We start from the raw sequence: 18,669 nt of genomic DNA on the forward strand, positions 1-18,669 counted from the left end.
AATCGGTCGCAGGCAATCGGGCGCCCATCGGCGCTTGGTTGTGCCTCCTGCGATTAAAAGCTAACAAGTGCGTGTCACAACGACGTGGTTTCCCATGCGGCGCGACCCTCTATCGCTCGCGATGCGCGGCCTGATCCGGTTCTATCAGTGGTTCATTTCGCCGCTGCTGGGGCCCTCCTGCCGGCATCTGCCGACCTGCTCGGACTACACGATGCAGGCGATCGAGCGGTATGGGGGGTGGCGCGGGTTCTGGCTGGGGCTGGCGCGGATCGCGCGGTGCCATCCTTACGGGAGCCACGGTTTCGACCCGGTGCCGGAGCGGCTGGATGACCAGCCCTTCTGGGCGCCGTGGCGATACGGGCGCTGGCGGATGCCGCCGGCGCCATCGGAATGCACGCACGGAACGCATTGAGAGAAAGACAATGATCAAGCTGAAACTTCCCGACGGTTCCGTCCGTGAACATGACAAACCGCTCGACGGGCTCGCCTTTGCCGAAAGCATTGCCAAGTCGCTGGCCAAGAAGGCGGTTGCGATCAAGCTCGACGGCGAGATGAAAGACCTGACGACGCTGATCGACCGCGATGCCGAAGTGGAAATCGTGACGCGCGAGACGCCCGACGGTGTCGACCTCCTGCGCCACGATGCCTCGCATGTGATGGCCGAAGCGGTGCAGGAGCTCTTTCCCGGCACGCAGGTGACGATCGGGCCGGTGATCGAGAACGGCTTCTATTACGACTTCGCCCGCGCTGAACCCTTCAAGGCCGAAGACCTCGAAAGGATCGAACAGCGGATGCGCGAGATCGTCGACCGCGACGAGAAGATCACGCGCGAAGTGTGGACGCGCGACGACGCTGTGGCGCATTTTAAAAAGATCGGCGAGCATTACAAGGCCGAGATCATTGCGAGCATTCCGGCGGGCGAGGATGTGTCGATCTACCGGCAGGGCAACTGGCTCGATCTCTGCCGCGGCCCGCACCTGCCGTCGACGGGCAAGCTCGGCAAGGCCTTCAAGCTGACCAAGCTGGCTGGTGCCTATTGGCGCGGCGACAGCCGCAACGAAATGCTGCAGCGGATCTACGGGACGTGCTGGGCCAACGACAACGACCTCAAGGCCTATCTCACGATGGTCGAGGAGGCCGAGCGCCGCGACCACCGCAAGATCGGCCGCGAGATGGAGTTGTTCCATCTGCAGGAAGAGGCGCAGGGCTCAGTGTTCTGGCACGCCAAGGGCTATCGCATCTGGCAGGCGCTGGAACAATATATCCGCCGCCGCATCGACGCGGCCGGCTATATGGAGGTCAAGACACCGCAGCTGCTCGACTCGAAATTCTGGGAGCAGTCGGGGCACTGGTCGAAGTTCCGCGAGAACATGTTCGTGGTGCCGGATGAAATTCCGTCGACGGAGGAAGATGCACCGGTGCTATCGGGCAAGGCCAAGCTGATGGCAATCAAGCCGATGAATTGCCCGGCGCATGTGCAGATCTTCAAGCAAGGCGTCAAATCCTATCGCGACCTGCCGCTCCGCATGGCCGAGTTCGGCTGCTGCCACCGCAACGAGCCGCATGGGGCGCTGCACGGGCTGATGCGCGTGCGGCAGATGACGCAGGACGATGCGCATATCTTCTGCCGCGAGGACCAGATCACGGCGGAGAGCGTCGCCTTCTGCGAGCTTCTGCTCAGCGTCTATCGCGATCTCGGCTTCGACGAGGTCAAGGTGCGGCTGGCGACGCGGCCGGATGTGCGGGCCGGCGAGGATGCGGTGTGGGACCGCGCCGAGAAGGGGCTTGCCGATGCGGTGGAGGCGGCCGGGCTCGACTATTCGGTGGCCCCGGGCGAGGGTGCGTTCTACGGGCCGAAGCTCGAGTTTCATCTGAAGGATGCGATCGGACGGACGTGGCAATGCGGCACGATCCAGCTCGATTTCGTGCTGCCGGAGCGGCTCGACGCCTCATACATCGGCGAGGACAGCGCGCGGCACCGGCCGGTGATGCTGCATCGGGCGATCCTCGGATCGATGGAACGCTTCATCGGCATCCTGATCGAGAATTACGAAGGCAAGTTCCCGCTCTGGCTGGCGCCGGTGCAGGCGGTGGTGACGACGATCACGTCGGACGCCGATCCTTATGCCGAAGAAATGCTGCAGGCGATGCGCGCGGCGGGGCTGCGCGCCGAGATCGATCTTCGTAACGAGAAGATCAATTACAAGGTGCGCGAGCATTCGGTGGCCAAGGTGCCGGCGATCTTCGTGGCCGGCCGCCGCGAGGCGGAGGAGCGCACCGTGTCGATTCGCCGGCTCGGCTCGCAGCAGCAGGAGACGCTGCCGCTCGACCAGGCGATCGCCGCGCTGGTGGCGGAAGCGACGCCGCCGGATTTGCGGTAGGTCTCTCCAAAAACAAAATGACGTCATGACCCGGTCCTCCATTGCAATAAAGGTGGGCGGGCCATGACGTTTTGGGTGGGGTGTCTGAAAATTCGGGCGATGCGATCACGGCAAGTTCAGCTGCCAGGAGACGCCGAAGCGGTCGCTGAGCCAAGTGAAGCGGCGGCTGAAGCCGTAATTGTCGAGCGGCATCATCACCGCGCCGCCTTCGCCGAGAATGGCGGCCAGTCTTTCGAGTTCCTCCTTCGTTTCGAGATCGACGAAGAAGGAGAAAGACGGCGTGAAGGTGAAGGCGTGCTTCGCCGGACTGTCGATGCACATGACCGTCTGGCCGGCCAGCGTGAAACTTGCGAGCTGCACCGTGCCTTCAGGGCCGGGTTCGCCCGGACCGTATTTGGCGATGCTGTCGATGCGGCTGCCGGGGAAGAGCGAGACATAGAGGCTCATCGCTTCCTCGGCGGCGCCTTCGAACATCAGGAAGGGACGGATCGTCGTGCCGGTCATTCGCCTGCCTTTCCGGTGTAGCGCTGGCGGTACTCATCCTCGATGCCGTCGAAGGCTTCCCAGAAGGGTGTCTTCACATTGCCTTCGAGTTGTTCCTCGAGCATCCGCAGATGGGTGTGCCAGCCGCCCGAGAAGTTGATCGCGTCGCTGACGCCGGAGACGCGGCGATGGGTGAGGACCAGGCGGACCTTCTCGCCTTCCGCCGTCAGTTCGATTTCGACGACCGAGCCCTTCGGGTCCATGTCGTCGTCCCAGGTGAAGCCGAGGCGGTGCGGCGGCTCATAGATCGTCACGACATGCTCGCTGTCGAAGGGACCTGCATATTTCTTGAAACGTTCGGGCGGCGTGGAGGGATGGGCGCCGAGCTTCGAGTTCTCGAAGACGACATCCATCTTGCCGCCGACGCGCGGTTCCATCGGGCCACCGGCGAACCATTTGCCGCGTAGCTCGGCGTCGGTCAGATATTTCCAGACGCGCTCGATTGGTCCCGGCAACAGGCGCTCGAAACGGACGGTCTGGTTGTCGATCAGTTGGCCGTAGGCCTTTGCATCCTTCATTGCTGCTTGTCCTTTTCGGCGGCTGCATTCAATGCATGTTCCAGTGCGTCGAGCTTCGGGCCCCAGAAGCGGCGGATGTTGGCGAGCCAGTTTTCCAGTCCTTCGAATCCCGACGGATCGAGCGAATATATGCGCCGCTGCGCGTCGACGCGCATGCGCACGAGATGCGCCGATTTCAGCACTTTCAGATGTTGCGAGACGGCCGGTGCGCTGATGTCGAAGCGGCGCGCAATCTCGCCGGCCGGCATTTCGCCAGCGCCGAGCATTTCGACGATCTGGCGGCGGGTGGGGTCGGCGAGGGCGGTGAAGCTTTCCATGGCTTCTAGTTTGCCAATATACTTAATTAAGTCAAGACGAAAATTAAAGATCGACGGGGTCTCCTGACAAAGGAGGGCGCCTTATGGTTAAACTCGGTGGCGAGGTGCTGAATTGGACGCCGGTGGAGCCTCCAGAATGAATTTTCGGAAATGGGTGCCGGGCGCGCTGGCCGCGGCCGGGCTGGTCTTCTGGGCAAGCGGGGCAGCGGCAGAGATCCATGCCTCGGGCGACACGGCCACCATGGCACCGGTTGCCAGCGGCGCCGAACATGTCGACCCGGCATTGACGGTGACGCCGGAAGCATTCCGCTGGCGCGTGACCCGGCTCGCCTGGACCGAAAGTGACGAACGCGCCTTCGGCGAATTCGTGGCCGCGATCGGCAACAGCAATTGCCGTACCTATGACGAATGCCTCAAAGGCCCGTGGAACATCTACCGGGCGAGCGATCCCAAAGGCATGTTCTTCTATGCCGATTGCGCCGATCTGCCCTATGCGCTCAGGGCCTATTTCGCCTGGAAGAACGGCTTGCCGTTTTCCTATGTCAGCGGCGTTGCGCCGGTCGGACAATCCCGGGACCTGCGCTATTCGCGCCACGGCAACTACGCGGTGCGCCGCAGCGATGTGGTGCCGCAGGCCGAAGGCGCGTTTCCGAATGCGCGGACGGCGCTCAATGCAATCAACAATGTGGTTTCGACGGCGATGTTCCGGTTTGCGCCCGAGCCGAGGCGCGGGGAGATTTTCGACTTCTATCCGGTCAAGCTGCAGAAGGAGAGCATCCGGCCCGGCACCGTGATCTACGATCCGAACGGGCATGTTGCGGTCGTCTACAGCGTCGATGACGACGGACGCATCCGCTTCATCGACACGCATCCCGACAATTCGCTGACGCGGGGCAGCTATGGCAAGCGCTTCGTGCGCGCCTCGCCGCCGATGGGGGCGGGCTTCAAGAACTGGCGGCCTATGAAGCTCGTGGGCGCGCAACAGGGCGCCGACGGCACCTGGCATGGTGGCCGTGTCGTGCTGGCCGGCGACGACGAGCTTGCCGACTGGTCGGACGAGCAGTTCTACGGCACCGAAAGTCCGCGTCCGGCGAGCTGGTCGGCGGCAGCCTTCGTCCATCAGGGCGAACGGCTCGACTATTACGACTATGTGCGGCAAGCGGTGGCCGGGCGCGACGTGACCTACGATCCGGTTGTCGAAACGCGGGCTATGGTGCGCGAGCTCTGCGACGATCTCTATTATCGCGCCATCTCGGTCGACATCGCGGTCAAGGCCGGGCTGCACCGGCGGGCACAACCGGCGCGATTGCCGGACAATATCTACGGCACCCATGGCGACTGGGAGACCTATTCCACGCCGTCGCGCGATGCGCGGCTGAAAGCCTCCTTTGCCGAGTTGCGCGATCAGGTGGTGCGCTTCGTGGCGATGGCCGAAGCCGGCGATGCAAAGCTCGATCATGCCGGCACAAACCTCGCCGGCGATCTGAAGCGGGCTTACCGGGAGGAAGCCGGCGCCTGCAGGGTTGCCTATGTCGCCAGCGACGGTTCGGAGCGGGTGCTGAGTTTCGACGAGGCCCGGCAGCGGGTCTTCGACTTTTCCTTCGATCCCCATCATTGTCCCGAGCTGCGTTGGGGCGCGCGTTCGGCCGAGGAGCTTGCGACTTGTCCCGACGGCGACGTCAAACGCGCCTGGTACGAAGCGCAGCAGCGGCTGCGCAACCAGACCGAGCGCACCTATGATGCGGCGATGGGATTTACCCTGGCCGATCTCCAGCGCGGCGTTGCGGGCAGCGGGTGGGACGCGCCGCCCGATACCGATGTCATGGGCGCGCTTCTCGCGACGGCCGGTCTGACCGAAGATGCGGTGCAGGCGGCGGAGGCCGTTTCGCCGGCGCTCCCCTGATCTAGAAACGATACCAGAGGGCGATGCGGAAGGCCGTGTCCTCGATGGTGCCCTGTCCGTCGATCAGGCGCTCCACGCCGGCTTCAAGCGCGGTTCCGGGACGGCTGTTTCCGGACAATTCGCAGACCACGGAGAGTGACAGCTTGCTGGCGCGGTAGGCCTTTTCGCTGGCGACCGGATCCAGTGCGGCGGTGTTGAGACTCTTCAAGAGAAGCATGGTGCCGGGCCGGGGCCGCGTGCCGAGGGTTATGTCGGCGCGTATCTCATCCGGCCGGCCGCTGTCCGTATGGGTCCATGCAATTTCATGGACGGCGAAGATGTCGCGTCCGAAGAGTTTCTCGTTGCGGGCGAGAACAAGGGCCAATTCGATGTCGACATCGCCGCGCTGGATCATGGCCGGATTGTCGCTGACATCTTCGAGATGCAGCGTGAGAAGAGGCTGCACCGAGAACAGCGTCTCTTCCCAGGTTCCGATCGCATATCGCGTACCGGACTTGATGCGGGCGAGGCCGATGTTCCTGAAACTTCCGACGCTGAGATCGGTCTTTTCGTTCACAAAGGCCAGTTCACCGATTGCCGTCAGGTTCTTCGTCAATCCGTATTCAGCGTAGACGGACAATTCGACTTTCCTGTAGCGATAGGGCGACGGCACCCCGGTGGCGGGGTCGATCCTGTCTTCGGTTCTCTCATTCGCCTGCATCCGCGACAATGTGGCGATGATCTCGCCGTCGCCCGGCGGCAGCGGCCAGCCGCCTGCGCCGGCATGGTCGGCCATCGGGAACAGGGCGATGGCACATGCCGCCCAGGCGAAATTTCGTTGGCTTCGCGGGTGTCCCTGCCGCAATCTTCCCCCTCCGTCATCCCGCCCGATGGTGATGCGTGGGCTTGTTTGTGTAAAGTGCCGGGCCTAACCAGAGGCTCCGATTGCCCTATTTCCGGCGCTGCCGCCAAAAAGAGGATCTGCCTTGCCCCGTTCCCAGGAAACCATCGACCTCTTGCTGACGCGGCGCTCGGCCAAGGCGCTGACCATGGTCGAGCCCGGTCCCGATGCGGCGGCGCTCGAGACGGTCCTGCGGATCGGGGCCCGGGTTCCCGATCACGGCAAGCTGGCGCCCTGGCGTTTCATCGTCTTCAGGGGCGAGGCGCGGCGTGCCTTCGGCGCGATACTGAGTGCGGTCTATACAAGGGTGCAACCGAATGCGGGCGACGATCAGCTCGAGTTCGAAGCCAATCGCTTTCTGCGGGCGCCGGTGGTGGTGGCGGTGATTTCGCGCGTGACTCCCGGGATCAAGATCCCCGAATGGGAGCAGGTTCTTTCGGCCGGCGCCGTCTGCCAGAACATGCTGGTCGCCGCGACGGCGCTTGGCTTCGGCGCGCAGTGGCTGACCGAATGGTATGCGTTCGATCCGGAGATCGGGCGGACGCTCGGCCTCGGCGAAAACGAGCGCGTCGCCGGTTTCATCTATCTCGGCAGCGAGAGCGTCGCCAAGGACGAGCGGCCTCGGCCGGTGCTTGCCGATATCGTCTCGGACTGGATGCCGGAGGCGCCGTGACCGGGCAGGGCGCGACAGGGGACGGGGCGTTGCTGGGCATCCTGTTCGACAAGGACGGTACGCTGTTCGAATATCACGGTACCTGGGGGCCGATCCTGGTCGAAGCCGCGCAGGTCGCAGCGCGCGGACGTCCGGGGCTGGTCCCGGCGATGCTGGAGGCGATCGGTTTCGATACGGCCACCGGCCGGATCGGGCCCGGCAGCATTGCAGGCGGCGGCGACACGCATGGTCTTGCCGATGCCTGGGGCGCGATCGCCGGCGGATGGGAGCGGGCGGCGCTGATCGCCGAAATGGACCGGTTGTTCGTGCGGCTTGCGCCGGAGCGGTCGCTGCCCGTCACCGACCTGCCGCTGTTCTTCGCCGGCATGAAGGAGCGAGGGCTTTCGCTCGGCATCGCCACCAACGATGTCGAGGCTTCCGCCCGCGCAACGCTGACGCGCTTCGGCATCGACGGCCTGGTCGATTTTGCGGCCGGCTATGACAGCGGTCATGGCGCAAAGCCGGGACCCGGCATGGCGCTCGCCTTCTGTTCGGCGCTCGGCCTGTCGCCCGACCGGATCGCCGTTGTGGGCGACAACAGTCACGATCTCGAGATGGGACGCCGCGCCGGTGCCGCGCTCAGAATCGGTGTGCTGACCGGCACCAGTGCGCGTGGCGACCTTGCGCCGCTCGCCGATCATGTGATCGACAGCATTGCCGACCTGCCGGCGCTGCTTGATGAAATCGCGCGCTAGCGATCCCAGATCGACCTGAAGTCGCGCTTGGCGCCCAGCAGGCGTTGCGCCGGCGTCTTCTTGTCGATGTGGCCGATCAGGTTGCGATAGGCGCCGAAGCCGCAAAGCTCCTGCAGGCGCGGTTCGAACGACTTCACAAGTTCGAGCGGAATGCCGAGCTGCTGGTTCTCCTGCTGGCGGATATAGCCGGCGCAATAGTTCATGGCGATGCCGACGCGGCGCTTGTCGGACTTGTTGGCGCCGCCGCCATGCCAGAGGCTGCCATGCCAGATCAGCACCGAGCCCTTCGGCATTTCGGCCGGAATGCTGTCATAGTGCTGACCATAGACCGGGGAATGGTCCCATTTGTGCGTGCCGGGGATAATCCGCGTCGCGCCATTCTCTTCGGTGAAGTCGGTCAGCGCCCACATCGAATTGCAGACGAAAGGGGCATGGGGCTTTGCCACCGGCATGGCCTGGTCGTCGGCATGGATCGGCTGTCCGGTTTCGCCCGGGTCGATCGAGATGGAAGACAGTGACGAGACGAGGCAGCCCTCGTCCAGCACGCCCTCGACGACCGGCAGCACACCGGCATGGACCGGAATGCGCTGGAAGACTGGTGCCAGCGCCAGCAGATTGTAGATCCGCACGGTCCGGTGGCCTTCGAAGGTGTTCTTCGCCGGCAGCACGTTCATCTCGCGCTCGAGACGCAGCAGGGTTGCGTTCAACTCGTCGACGAGTTCGGGTTCGAGCACATTTTCGACGATCGTGTATCCCTGCGCCTCGATCGCGGCGACGTGGCGGGCCTGGTCTTCCTGGTTCATGTTTCGCTTCCGGTCTGTCTTTTCTGTCTTGTCCGGCATGATACGCTTCCGGCTCCCGTCGTCCATATCCCGGAGCTCATCCGTTCATGTTCTACGATGCCGCGACAAACGATCACGGGCTCCGGCACGATCCCTTCAAGGCGCTGATCGTTCCTCGGCCGATCGGCTGGATTTCGACCCTGGGTCCCGATGGCGTGCTCAATCTGGCGCCCTACAGCTTTTTCAACGGTGTCTCGACCGACCCCCATATCGTGATGTTTGCCAGCGCCGGGCGAAAGGACAGCCAGCGCAATGCCGAGGCGACAGGCGAGTTCGTCTGCAATTTCGCAAGCTGGGACCAGCGCGAGGCGATGAATGCGAGTTCGGCGACAGTCGGTCCCGAGGTCGACGAGTTCGTATTGGCCGGGCTGGAAACCGAAGCATCGCAGCTGGTGAAGCCGCCGCGGGTCAAGGGATCGCCGGCGCATTTCGAATGTGTCTGGCTCAGGACCGTTCCGCTGGTCGCGCGCGACGGGCGACACAGCTATTACATGGTGCTGGGCGAAGTCGTCGGCATTCACATCGACGATCGTTATGTTGCAGACGGCATGGTCGATACCGCCGCCATGAAGCCCATCGCCCGCCTCGGTTATCACGATTATGCCGTGGTCGAGGAGGTCTTCACGCTCAGGCGACCGCGCTAGCCTTCAGTCGCGCCAGCTTGTCGGCTTGACGTCGAAGGCAAGGCTGATGCGCGGCGCATCGCCCGAAAAGGGCAGGGTCCGATGGAAGAGATAGGACGGGAAGAAAAAGGCATCTCCGGCACGCGGTTCGTAGAGTAGGGTCTGCGGCTCGAACTTCGCCTCGAACTCCGGCGGCGGATGACCGAACTCGATCCAGCCGTCATGCGTCTCGCCCTTGCCCATGGTCGGCGGGAGCGCCACGTAATAGACGCCGCTCATCCATCCGCCGACATGAATATGCGAATGCTGGTGACCGCCTTCCGAGAGTACCGTGCCCCACAGATCGAGCTGATAGGTTTGCGGAATCTGGCCGCGATAGGGGTGGCCGGGTTCGCGCTTGATGCTGTCGAAATGCGCATCGATGGCGGCGCGCAGGATCTTCTCGAAGGCGATGAAGGGTTCGCGCGGGTTGTCGAGCAACAAGCCTGTCTGTCCGCCCTTGCGCGTTGCCTTTCCTTGCGGTTCCCAGACAAGGGACGTGTCGTCCTGCAGGGCTGCTGCGAGCGCGGCATTGAATGCGGCCATGCTGTCATATCCCTCGGGCCGCGCCAGGGCGGTGCGTGTCACGAGCTTGCCCAGTTCGGCGCGGTAGCCGGCCGGCATTTCGCCGAATTCCTGCGCGCGCGCGAAAGGCAACCAGGCGGCGGCACGCCGCTCCGGTCCCATGCGCGCCAGCGTCCGTTCGAAAATCTCCGCCGCTTCGCGTGACCTTCCGAGGCGCAGCTGTGTCAGACCGAAGCTGACATAGGAGAGAACGTCCTGCGGGTTGAGCGCCACAGCCTTTTCATAGGCCGCCGACGCCGCTTCGATGTTGCCGCGTTTCTGCTCGGCATTGCCGAGATTGCCATAGGCCGCCGACAGATTCGGATCGCCGGCGATGGCCGTCTGGAATGCCTCGATCGCTTCATCGACGCGCTCCTGCCTCAGCAGGACCATGCCAAGCGATACTTGGTGAACCGGGCGTGGGTCGAATTCGATGGTGCGGCGATACTGGGTTTCGGCCTCGGCGAAGCGGTTGGCCCGCTGCAGAAGCTGTCCATAGGTCGCGGCAATGGCCGGGTGATCGGGGAAGACCTTGACCGCGGTTTCGTAATGGGTGAGCGCATCGCCCCAGCGCCGGCGCTGCTGGAACAGCCGGCCGAGATTGAGCCATGGCGTCGGCTCCATCGGCGACAATTGCAGCGCACGTTTCAGCAGCCGGTCGGCTTCGTCGAAGGCGCCCCGTTCTACAATGATCGAAGCGAGCAAGGTCAGCGTATCGCCGTCTTCGGGCGTCGCGGCCAGCATTTCGCGCGCCTTCTTCTCGGCGATCGCCCGTTTGCCCTGTTTCATCAGGTCGAGCACCTGCTGGTAGCGCTCGGGAATTTCGGGGACGGCGGGTGCTTCGTTGGCCAATTTGAATCCGATTTTCTCTGAAATATGGGCGATGTGGTCCTCAAACTGCACAGCCGGACCTTGGCCGTCAATGCTGGACCTTCCGGACAGAGGTGGCATAGTCGCGCGATGCGCCGAAACAACGCGATTCAGGCCCGATTAACGATATGAGTGCCGCACCCGCCGTCGCCTTTGCCGATGCCCTTCGTGTCTGGACGCGGATCGGGCTGCTCAGCTTCGGCGGTCCGGCCGGGCAGATCGCGCTGATGCACCGGATACTGGTCGAAGAAAAGAAGTGGCTCAGCGAGCCGCAGTTCCTTCACGCGCTCAACTTCTGCATGCTGCTACCGGGACCGGAGGCGCAGCAGCTGGCCACCTATGCAGGATGGCTGCTTCACGGCATCAAGGGCGGGCTTGCGGCGGGATTGATGTTCATTCTGCCGGGCGTTGCCGTGATGCTGGGGTTGAGCATCCTCTACGTCACCTTTGCCGATCTCGGCCTTGTCGAAGCTGTGTTCTTCGGCATCAAGGCCGCCGTGTTCGCGGTCGTCATCGAGGCGCTTGTCCGGATTTCGAAACGGATGCTGAAATCCGGCGCACTCTATGCTCTTGCGTTCGCGTCGTTCGCTGCGATCTTCTTTTTTGACGTGCCCTTTCCGCTGGTCGTCGGCGCGGCCGCCGTATTCGGGTTGATTGCGGCCCGGATGGCACCAGCGATTTTCGGTTCGTTGCTGGCAACGCCGGACGACGGCGGCGGTCAAGGAGCGACTGTGGCGCCGGCGCATACGCGGACTTCGGCGCGGCGCACCATCACCGTTGCTCTGGTTGGAGGCCTCGTGTGGCTCGGTCCGGTGACAGCGCTGGTCTTGGCGCTCGGGGCGGGACACGTGTTCGCGCAGCAGGCGGTCTTCTTCAGCAAGATGGCCGTCGTCACCTTCGGTGGGGCCTATGCGGTGCTCGCCTATGTGGCGCAGGAGGCGGTGCAGTTCTATGGCTGGCTCAATCCCGGTGAGATGCTGGACGGGCTCGGGCTTGCCGAGACGACGCCGGGTCCGCTCATTCTGGTGCTGCAGTTTGTCGGCTATCTCGCGGCCTATCGCGAAGCGGGCGGGCTCGATCCGGTGCTTGCCGGCATCATCGGCGCGCTGATCACGGTGTGGGTCACTTTCACTCCCTGTTTTCTCTGGATATTTCTCGGTGCGCCCTATGTCGAACGGTTGCGCAAGATCGTGCTGCTCAACGCTGCTTTCGCTGCCATCACGGCGGCCGTTGTCGGCGTCGTTCTCAACCTCGCGCTCTGGTTCGGTCTGCATGTGCTGTTCGGCACGGTCGACGAGGTGCGCGTTTCGGCGTTCCGGCTCTGGGTACCCGATCTCATAACGATCGACCTTTGGGCACTTTTCCTGAGCGTCGGTGCACTCGTCGCCATGCTGCGCTTCCATGTCGGCATGATGCCGGTGCTCGGCATTGCCGCCGTGCTCGGCGTTGCGATCAAGCTGCTATCATGAGCGGATAGCGGCCGCCCGGTCGATCAGACGTTGGGCCTGTTTCAGATGCGGGATATCCAGCATGACGCCGTCAAGCGCGACGACGCCGACATCGCCGGCCTTCTCGAATGCCTCGATCACAGCGCGGGCATGGGCTAGGTCGTCCTCGCTCGGGGTGAAGACCGCGTTGATGACCGGTATCTGACCGGGATGGATCGCGACCTTGCCGGTGAAGCCGTCGCGGACCGCCGCACGCGCTTCGGCTTCAAGGCCTTTCTCGTCTCTGAAGTCCTTGCAGATGCCATCGATCGGTGCGACGCCGGCGGCCACAGCGCCCAGCAGCGTCAGCGTGCGGGCGAGCTGGTAGGGACCAGTATAAACGCCGTTTTCGTCCTTGTTGTCGCGTGCCCCGAGGGCAGCAGCAAGATCTTCGGCGCCCCAGGTCAAGAAGGTCAGGCGTGGATGCGCACCGGCATAGGTGCCGAGTGCAAAGAGCGAGGCCGCCGTTTCCGTCGCGACACAGCCGATGCCGACATGTCCTTCGGGCGCGATGCCGGCATCGCGCTCAAGCATGTCGATGACCTGTCCGACCCTGTTTACGCATTCGCCCGAAAATGTCTTCGGAATCAGGATCATGTCCGGCCTTTCCGGGATCACGGCCTCGAGTTCCGCACGCCAGAAGAGCGTGTCGAGTGCGTTGATGCGGACGACGAGTTTCGGGCCATTGCGATCGGCCGATTTCAGATAATCCACGGCCGATTTTCGTGCCGCTTCCTTGTTGGATAGAGCAACAGAGTCCTCCAGGTCGAGGATCAGCGCATCGGCGCCGGAGCTTGCGCCCTTGGCCAGTTTGCGTTCGCTATCTGCCGGGACGAAGAGAAAAGACCTCATGTTTCACGCCTCTTCCGTGCCGCTGGCATGCATGTAGGCCTGTCTGATGCAGGAGGCCACTTCCTCGCCACGCTGGTTGAAGGCCTTGTGCTGGAAGGTCACGATGCCGGCGCCCGCGCGCGATTTCGAGCGGCGCTTGGCCATGACGGTCGTTTCCATTCTCAATGTGTCGCCCTGAAAGACGGGTTTCGGGAAGACCACATCGGTCATGCCGAGATTGGCAATCGTCGTCCCATGCGTCGTGTCATGCACCGAGATTCCGATCATCAGGCCAAGGGTAAAGAGGCTGTTGACCAGTGGTTTGCGAAACTCGGTTTCGGTCTCGGCATAGTGGTGGTCGAGATGCAGCGCGGCCGGGTTCATGGTCATGGTCGAGAAGAGCACGTTGTCCGTCTCGGTGACCGTGCGCCGAATGGCGTGCTTGAAGACCTGACCTTCCTTGAATTCCTCGTAGTAGAGTCCCGGCATCGTGCGTTCCTGTCCTGTTTTCGCGGACTGTCTCGCTGCCCGCCCTTGGGTTAGGTTATAGCGCCGTCGATCCAGAAAACGAAAAGCGCATAAGGGTAAGGGATGGATTTCAGGTTCAGCGAGGAGCAGCAGGCGATCCGCGACGCGGTGGGACGTGTCTGCACACGCTATGATGACGCCTACTGGCTGAAGCGCGACAAGGAGGGTGGCTTCCCGGACGATTTTGTGCGCGACATCGCGGGCGGCGGCTGGCTCGGGATCGCCATGCCGGAAGCCTATGGCGGCGCGGGCCTCGGCGTGACCGAGGCCGCAATCGTGGCACAGACCATTGCCGAATCCGGGGCGTGCCTCTCCGGCGCCTCGGCCATCCATATCAATCTTTTCGGGCCCATGCCCGTGGTGGTGTTCGGAACCGACGAACAGAAGCAGAAGAACCTGCCGCCGCTGATCAAGGGTGAGGACCGTTGCTGTTTCGGCGTGACGGAGCCCGATGCCGGGCTCAACACAACGGCAATCTCGACCAGGGCCGAGTGGGACGGCAAGGCCTATGTGGTGCATGGCCGCAAGATGTGGACCTCGACCGCGCAGACCGCCAACAAGATCCTGCTGCTGGCGCGGACGACGCCGAAGGAGCAATGCAAAAAGGCGACAGAAGGGCTGTCGCTCTTCTATACCGATCTCGACCGCGGCGGCGCGACGGAGGTGCGCGAGATCGAGAAAATGGGACGCAAGGCCGTCGATTCCAACGCGGTTTTCTTCGACGGATTGCGTGTGCCGAAGGAAGATCTGATCGGCGAGGAGGGCAAGGGCTTTCACTATCTGCTGCACGGGCTCAATCCCGAGCGGGTGCTGATCGGTGCCGAGGCGGTCGGTGTCGGGCGCATCGCGCTGAAGAAGGCGACCGATTATGCGCGGGAACGCGAGGTGTTCGGTCGGCCGATCGGGCAGAACCAGGCGATCCAGCATCCGCTGGCGCGGTGCTGGGCCGAGCTCGAGGCCGCGAACCTGATGGTGTTCAAGGCGGCGGCGCTTTACGACGCCGGCGAGAATTGCGGCGCGGAGGCCAATGCCGGCAAATATCTGGCTGCGGAGGCCGGCTTCCGGGCCTGCGAGACCGCGGTGATGACGCATGGCGGCATGGGTTATGCCCGGGAGTTCCATGTCGAGCGCTATATGCGCGAAATCATGATCGCGCGAATCGCGCCGGTCAGCCGCGAGTTGATCCTCAGTTTCATCGCCGAGCGGGTGCTTGACCTGCCGAAATCCTATTGAGGCGCCTCACATGGTCTTTGAACTTCATGAACGGCTGACGGCTGATTCGTATCGGGTCGCAGATCTGACGTTGTGCCGGGTGCTGCTGATGAACGACCGGCGGTTTCCCTGGCTTATCCTGGTGCCGCGACGCGAGGGCTTGCGCGATTTCGACGATGTGGCGGCGGCCGAGAAGGCGCATTTCCATTCCGAGATCGACCTGGCCTCGGCGGTGCTGCGGCAGGCGACCGCTGCCCACAAGATGAACGTGGCGGCGCTGGGCAACATGGTGCCGCAGCTCCATGTGCATGTCATCGCCCGCTTTTCCGGCGATGCGGCCTGGCCGTCGCCGGTCTGGGGTGTCGGGACAGCGGAGCCCTATGCCGAAACCGAGGCGGCGGCGCTGGCGGCGAAGCTGGCGCAGGCGCTTCACGGTTAACGATTGGTTTAAGACTCGGGTCCTAGTCTTCCGGCGAACGCAAGCGATTCATGCCGGAGCCGGACCCTTGTCCATCGCCCTTGTTGCCGATCCCTCGACTGCCACGCGGCAAGCTGCTGCCGAAATGCTTGAGAGCCTCGGCTTTCAGGTCGTGACGGCCGCTGCCGCCGCTGAAGCATTGTCGCTGACGGAAGAGCTCGCGCCCGATCTGGTGCTGGCCGATGCCCGGCTCGAAACAGCCGATGGGGCGCTGGCGATCGCCGCTATCCGCCGGATCTCAGATGCCTGTTTGATTCATCTTAGCGCCGATGGCGGCGCAGCAGGGGTGCGCGGGGCCATGGACGCCGGCGCGGACGATTATCTGGTGAGGCCTTTCGATATTTCGCTGCTGCGCTTCAAGCTGGCGCAGGCGCGGACAAGGCGGCGGCTACGGCCGCCGGAGGACAAGCCCCGGCTGGTGCAGGACAATTCGCGCAACGCGGCGCCGGTCCTGCGATTTCGGTCTGTTGGCCTTGCTGGTTAATGTGATTACCCGCTATCAGCCGGCAAGTCATTGACAATACTATATGTTGTTAATGGCCCTTGATATTGTATGGGGTGGCCTTGGTCACCTATATGTTGATGTTTCACGTTGAACAATTAACTCAATCGACTGATTTCGTTAATTATTTCTCGTTCTCGGAGCTCCAGCGCTTCAGGTAGTCCAGGCTGCCGATATAGGGCCTGAGGCCCAACAATCCTGCCGTTATTGCCAGCGTCAGCACGATGGCCGGCACGACGGCCAGCGAGTAACGCAGCATCATCTCATCGCCATAGACATAGTCGGTGACCAGCGCAATCGAGGTCGGTCCGAGGCCAAGGCCGATGATCGTGACGACGAAAATCAGCACGGCGGAGGCGAAGCCGCGCATCTGGTTGGGCATCAGCTCCTGCAGGGCCGACGGGCCGGCGCCGGTCGTGAAGGTGGCGAAGAAGGTCGAGGGACAGAGGAGCAGCAGGGCGATCCAGGGATCGTCGAGCAGCGGATAGGCGACCGTGAAGGGAAACGCGGCCAGGCCGGTGAAGGCGCAAACCATCATACGGCCGTTGCGGATGCCCTTGCCGGTCAGGAAATCGCCCATCCAGCCGCCGGCGATGACCCCGGAGGTGCCAAAAATCACGATGATGATGCCGTACCAGAAGCCGGCTTCGGGGTAGGACCAGCCATGGGTGCGGACGAAGAGGGTCGGAATCCAGGCCGCGACGCCATAGGCCATCATGGCCGAGAGCGCGTAGCAGAGATTGAGCGGCACCATGGTGCGCCAGTTTCTGCCCATGTACCCAAAGACTTCCGCGACAGGCACCTCGACCCGGCGGCTGATGCCGTCGGTACCGACCTCCTGCCTGACATGGCCGCGGCGATCAGGTTCGCGCAGCGTCCAGACCCAGAGCGCGACCAGAATGCCGGGCAGGCCGACAACAAAGAAGGTGATCTGCCAGGCAAAGACCTCGCCGAACAGCGGCAGGGTCATGCTGCCGCCTTCCGAGACCAGGGCGATGACCGCGGCGCCGATGATCAGTGCGAGTCCGGCCCCGATATAGACGCCCATGCCATAGACGCCGAGTGCGAAACCCAAGCGTTTCGGCGGAAAATAGTCGGCAATGATCGAATAGGCGGCTGGCGACAACGCCGCTTCGCCGACGCCGACGCCGGCGCGGAAGATGAAAAGCTGCCAGAAGCCGCGCGCGGTGCCGCAGAGCGCCGTCATCACGCTCCAGATGAAGACGCCAAGGGCGATGATATTGACGCGGTGATAGCGGTCGACCAGGCGCCCGATGGGCAGGCCGGCAACACAATAAAAGGCAGCGAAAGCAAAGCCTTGCAGCAGGCTCATCTGGGTGTCGGAGATGCCCAGATCGCGTTTGATCGGACCGACAAGCAGGCTCAGGATCTGACGGTCGATGAAGGAGAAGGTGTAGGCGAGGACCAGCACGGCAACGACGTACCAGCCGTAAATGGCTTTGGGATAAGGCTTTTCGACCACATCCTTTTTCGGATGGTGAAGTTCCTCCTCGACTTCCGCCGCGACGTCGACCTCGGCCATTCCTCATCCCCTCCCTTTGCAGTGCCTTCATGCGCCTTCGGCGCTTTTGAACAAGCTTAACGCTATTGCCGTGATCCGCGCGCGTGAAAAAGCCGGAGTTCTGCCAAAACAGCGATGGCACGGCCCTTGCGACCCGTTCTGCGAGACGTGAAGGGAACGGCCTTATGAGCCTTGTCGAAATCATTGGCGGACCGCAGACGATCCATGCCGCGCTTGTTCATGCAAGCGAGCGGACGGGCGCCGATTTCGACTATCTGCTGAAGACCGCCATGCGCGAGTCGAGCCTGGATCATCAAGCGAAATCAAATACTTCCAGCGCATCCGGGCTGTTCCAGTTCACCGAGCAAAGCTGGCTCGGTACGCTCAAGAAATACGGTGCCGAACTCGGGCTCGGGCAGCACGCGGCGGCGATCAGCCAGACGCCAAGTGGCCGCTATGTCGTGGAAAATGCTGCCGAACGGCAGGAAATTCTTGCCTTGCGGTTCGATGCCAAGGCATCGGCGCTGATGGCGGGGGCCTATACGCAGGAGAGTGCGGGCGTGCTGGAAAACCGTCTCGGACGGTCGACCAGCGAGGGCGAGCTCTATATCGCACATTTCCTTGGCGCGGGCGGCGCGGCGAAGCTGATCTCGGCTGCGGAAGAGACGCCAAGTGCCCGTGCTGACATGCTTTTTCCGGCCGCGGCGGCTGCCAATAAATCGATCTTCTACGACCGCTCCGGACAGGCGCGGAGTGCCGCCGAGGTCTATCAAAACCTGGTCAGCAAGCATGAAAATACCGATGCTTCACAGCAGCAGGCGACAGCCGTACCCCCCCCTCTGTCACGCAACCGTCACAAAACTGTCATAAATCGTCCGGACGGCCATTTCGAGGGACCCTCGAACCGGGCTCAGAAGGGCTATGCGACTCGCGGCGCGGCCGTGTTGTCCCCGGGTTTATCCCCGGCTGCCGCGTCGGGCGGCGCATCGCGCTATGGTGCGCCGCTGAAGCTGACGCCGGCCGTCGTCGAAATCCTGGCATCGCTCGATCCGATCCCGCAGGGCAGCGCGACGCTGCGCGACAGCGAGCGCAGCGAGGAGCGGCGCCAGGAGGCGCGCGCCGAAGAGCGGCGCGAGCGGGCGCGGCTGCTGCCGCATTCCGGTTTCAGCTACGGCTGAGTCCTTCCTCCCGTCTTTCCGCCGACGATTTGCCGCAGCCGCGG

20 protein-coding genes are annotated in these 18,669 nt (G+C 63.3%); 11 read left to right on the forward strand and 9 right to left on the reverse strand.

The window, feature by feature from the left end; genetic code table 11:
• The first annotated feature begins 94 nt into the window (after positions 1 to 94).
• Positions 95 to 412, forward strand: coding sequence for a membrane protein insertion efficiency factor YidD (yidD, locus tag AAC071_RS12570; RefSeq protein WP_339832998.1), 318 nt, complete (start codon positions 95 to 97; stop codon positions 410 to 412).
• 10 nt (positions 413 to 422) lie between these two features.
• Positions 423 to 2,381 (forward strand): threonine--tRNA ligase, encoded by a 1,959-nt coding sequence (gene thrS / locus AAC071_RS12575; RefSeq protein WP_339832999.1) that lies wholly within the window; start codon positions 423 to 425, stop codon positions 2,379 to 2,381.
• A gap of 105 nt (positions 2,382 to 2,486) precedes the next feature.
• Here the strand turns inward: thrS and AAC071_RS12580 are convergent, their stop codons facing one another.
• The 3 genes from AAC071_RS12580 to AAC071_RS12590 are packed head-to-tail and all read right to left on the reverse strand — an operon-like array spanning position 2,487 to position 3,759.
• Complete coding sequence (locus tag AAC071_RS12580; RefSeq protein WP_339833000.1) at positions 2,487 to 2,885, reverse strand: VOC family protein; 399 nt, start codon at positions 2,883 to 2,885, stop codon at positions 2,487 to 2,489.
• Complete coding sequence (locus AAC071_RS12585) at positions 2,882 to 3,442, reverse strand: SRPBCC family protein (RefSeq protein WP_339833001.1); 561 nt, start codon at positions 3,440 to 3,442, stop codon at positions 2,882 to 2,884. Before AAC071_RS12585 ends, AAC071_RS12580 begins: the two co-directional genes overlap by 4 nt.
• Positions 3,439 to 3,759: a metalloregulator ArsR/SmtB family transcription factor gene (locus tag AAC071_RS12590; protein ID WP_339833002.1), complete on the reverse strand. Its 321-nt coding sequence runs from the start codon at positions 3,757 to 3,759 to the stop codon at positions 3,439 to 3,441. Before AAC071_RS12590 ends, AAC071_RS12585 begins: the two co-directional genes overlap by 4 nt.
• Before the next feature lie 136 nt (positions 3,760 to 3,895).
• On the opposite strand from AAC071_RS12590, the gene AAC071_RS12595 reads away from it, so the two are divergent.
• Complete coding sequence (locus AAC071_RS12595) at positions 3,896 to 5,662, forward strand: hypothetical protein (RefSeq protein WP_339833003.1); 1,767 nt, start codon at positions 3,896 to 3,898, stop codon at positions 5,660 to 5,662.
• Position 5,663: 1 nt separating this feature from the next.
• Here the strand turns inward: AAC071_RS12595 and AAC071_RS12600 are convergent, their stop codons facing one another.
• Positions 5,664 to 6,506: a hypothetical protein gene (locus AAC071_RS12600; protein WP_339833005.1), complete on the reverse strand. Its 843-nt coding sequence runs from the start codon at positions 6,504 to 6,506 to the stop codon at positions 5,664 to 5,666.
• A gap of 121 nt (positions 6,507 to 6,627) precedes the next feature.
• Here AAC071_RS12600 and AAC071_RS12605 point away from each other — a divergent pair, with 121 nt between their 5' ends.
• Positions 6,628 to 7,215 carry a nitroreductase gene (locus AAC071_RS12605; protein ID WP_339833007.1) on the forward strand — a complete coding sequence of 196 codons (588 nt, stop codon included), beginning with the start codon at positions 6,628 to 6,630 and terminating at the stop codon, positions 7,213 to 7,215.
• Positions 7,212 to 7,949 (forward strand): HAD family hydrolase, encoded by a 738-nt coding sequence (locus tag AAC071_RS12610; RefSeq protein ID WP_339833009.1) that lies wholly within the window; start codon positions 7,212 to 7,214, stop codon positions 7,947 to 7,949. Before AAC071_RS12605 ends, AAC071_RS12610 begins: the two co-directional genes overlap by 4 nt.
• Here the strand turns inward: AAC071_RS12610 and AAC071_RS12615 are convergent.
• A complete protein-coding gene (locus tag AAC071_RS12615; RefSeq protein ID WP_339833010.1) occupies positions 7,946 to 8,752 on the reverse strand; it encodes a phytanoyl-CoA dioxygenase family protein in 807 nt (268 codons plus the stop codon). The two genes, AAC071_RS12610 and AAC071_RS12615, sit on opposite strands and share 4 nt — an antisense overlap.
• 86 nt (positions 8,753 to 8,838) lie before the next feature.
• Between AAC071_RS12615 and AAC071_RS12620 the strand changes: the two genes are divergently transcribed.
• Complete coding sequence (locus tag AAC071_RS12620; RefSeq protein WP_339833012.1) at positions 8,839 to 9,435, forward strand: flavin reductase family protein; 597 nt, start codon at positions 8,839 to 8,841, stop codon at positions 9,433 to 9,435.
• 3 nt (positions 9,436 to 9,438) lie between these two features.
• On the opposite strand, the gene AAC071_RS12625 is transcribed toward AAC071_RS12620, so the two are convergent.
• Entirely contained in the window at positions 9,439 to 10,869 is a 1,431-nt protein-coding gene (locus AAC071_RS12625; RefSeq protein WP_339833014.1) for a tetratricopeptide repeat protein, read from the reverse strand.
• 146 nt (positions 10,870 to 11,015) lie between these two features.
• Here AAC071_RS12625 and chrA point away from each other — a divergent pair, with 146 nt between their 5' ends.
• Positions 11,016 to 12,356, forward strand: coding sequence for a chromate efflux transporter (chrA, locus tag AAC071_RS12630; protein WP_339833015.1), 1,341 nt, complete (start codon positions 11,016 to 11,018; stop codon positions 12,354 to 12,356).
• Here the strand turns inward: chrA and AAC071_RS12635 are convergent.
• The gene (locus tag AAC071_RS12635; RefSeq protein WP_339833017.1) at positions 12,351 to 13,226 is read right to left on the reverse strand and encodes a CoA ester lyase; all 876 of its coding nucleotides are present in this window, start codon (positions 13,224 to 13,226) and stop codon (positions 12,351 to 12,353) included. The two genes, chrA and AAC071_RS12635, sit on opposite strands and share 6 nt — an antisense overlap.
• Before the next feature lie 3 nt (positions 13,227 to 13,229).
• Positions 13,230 to 13,694 carry a MaoC family dehydratase gene (locus AAC071_RS12640; RefSeq protein WP_339833019.1) on the reverse strand — a complete coding sequence of 155 codons (465 nt, stop codon included), beginning with the start codon at positions 13,692 to 13,694 and terminating at the stop codon, positions 13,230 to 13,232.
• A 102-nt stretch (positions 13,695 to 13,796) separates the two neighbouring features.
• Between AAC071_RS12640 and AAC071_RS12645 the strand changes: the two genes are divergently transcribed.
• The 3 genes from AAC071_RS12645 (at position 13,797) to AAC071_RS12655 (ending at position 15,907) form a co-directional block, all read left to right on the forward strand.
• Entirely contained in the window at positions 13,797 to 14,966 is a 1,170-nt protein-coding gene (locus tag AAC071_RS12645) for an acyl-CoA dehydrogenase family protein (RefSeq protein ID WP_339833021.1), read from the forward strand.
• Positions 14,967 to 14,976: 10 nt separating this feature from the next.
• Complete coding sequence (locus tag AAC071_RS12650) at positions 14,977 to 15,384, forward strand: HIT family protein (protein WP_339833023.1); 408 nt, start codon at positions 14,977 to 14,979, stop codon at positions 15,382 to 15,384.
• 67 nt (positions 15,385 to 15,451) lie between these two features.
• The gene (locus AAC071_RS12655; protein WP_339833025.1) at positions 15,452 to 15,907 is read left to right on the forward strand and encodes a response regulator; all 456 of its coding nucleotides are present in this window, start codon (positions 15,452 to 15,454) and stop codon (positions 15,905 to 15,907) included.
• A 142-nt stretch (positions 15,908 to 16,049) separates the two neighbouring features.
• Here the strand turns inward: AAC071_RS12655 and AAC071_RS12660 are convergent, their stop codons facing one another.
• Entirely contained in the window at positions 16,050 to 17,468 is a 1,419-nt protein-coding gene (locus AAC071_RS12660; RefSeq protein ID WP_339833027.1) for an MFS transporter, read from the reverse strand.
• 164 nt (positions 17,469 to 17,632) lie between these two features.
• Here AAC071_RS12660 and AAC071_RS12665 point away from each other — a divergent pair, with 164 nt between their 5' ends.
• The gene (locus AAC071_RS12665) at positions 17,633 to 18,625 is read left to right on the forward strand and encodes a hypothetical protein (protein ID WP_339833029.1); all 993 of its coding nucleotides are present in this window, start codon (positions 17,633 to 17,635) and stop codon (positions 18,623 to 18,625) included.
• Positions 18,626 to 18,669 lie beyond the last annotated feature (44 nt).

This window comes from uncultured Parvibaculum sp. (assembly GCF_963975745.1).
Classification (GTDB): Bacteria; Pseudomonadota; Alphaproteobacteria; order Parvibaculales; family Parvibaculaceae; genus Parvibaculum.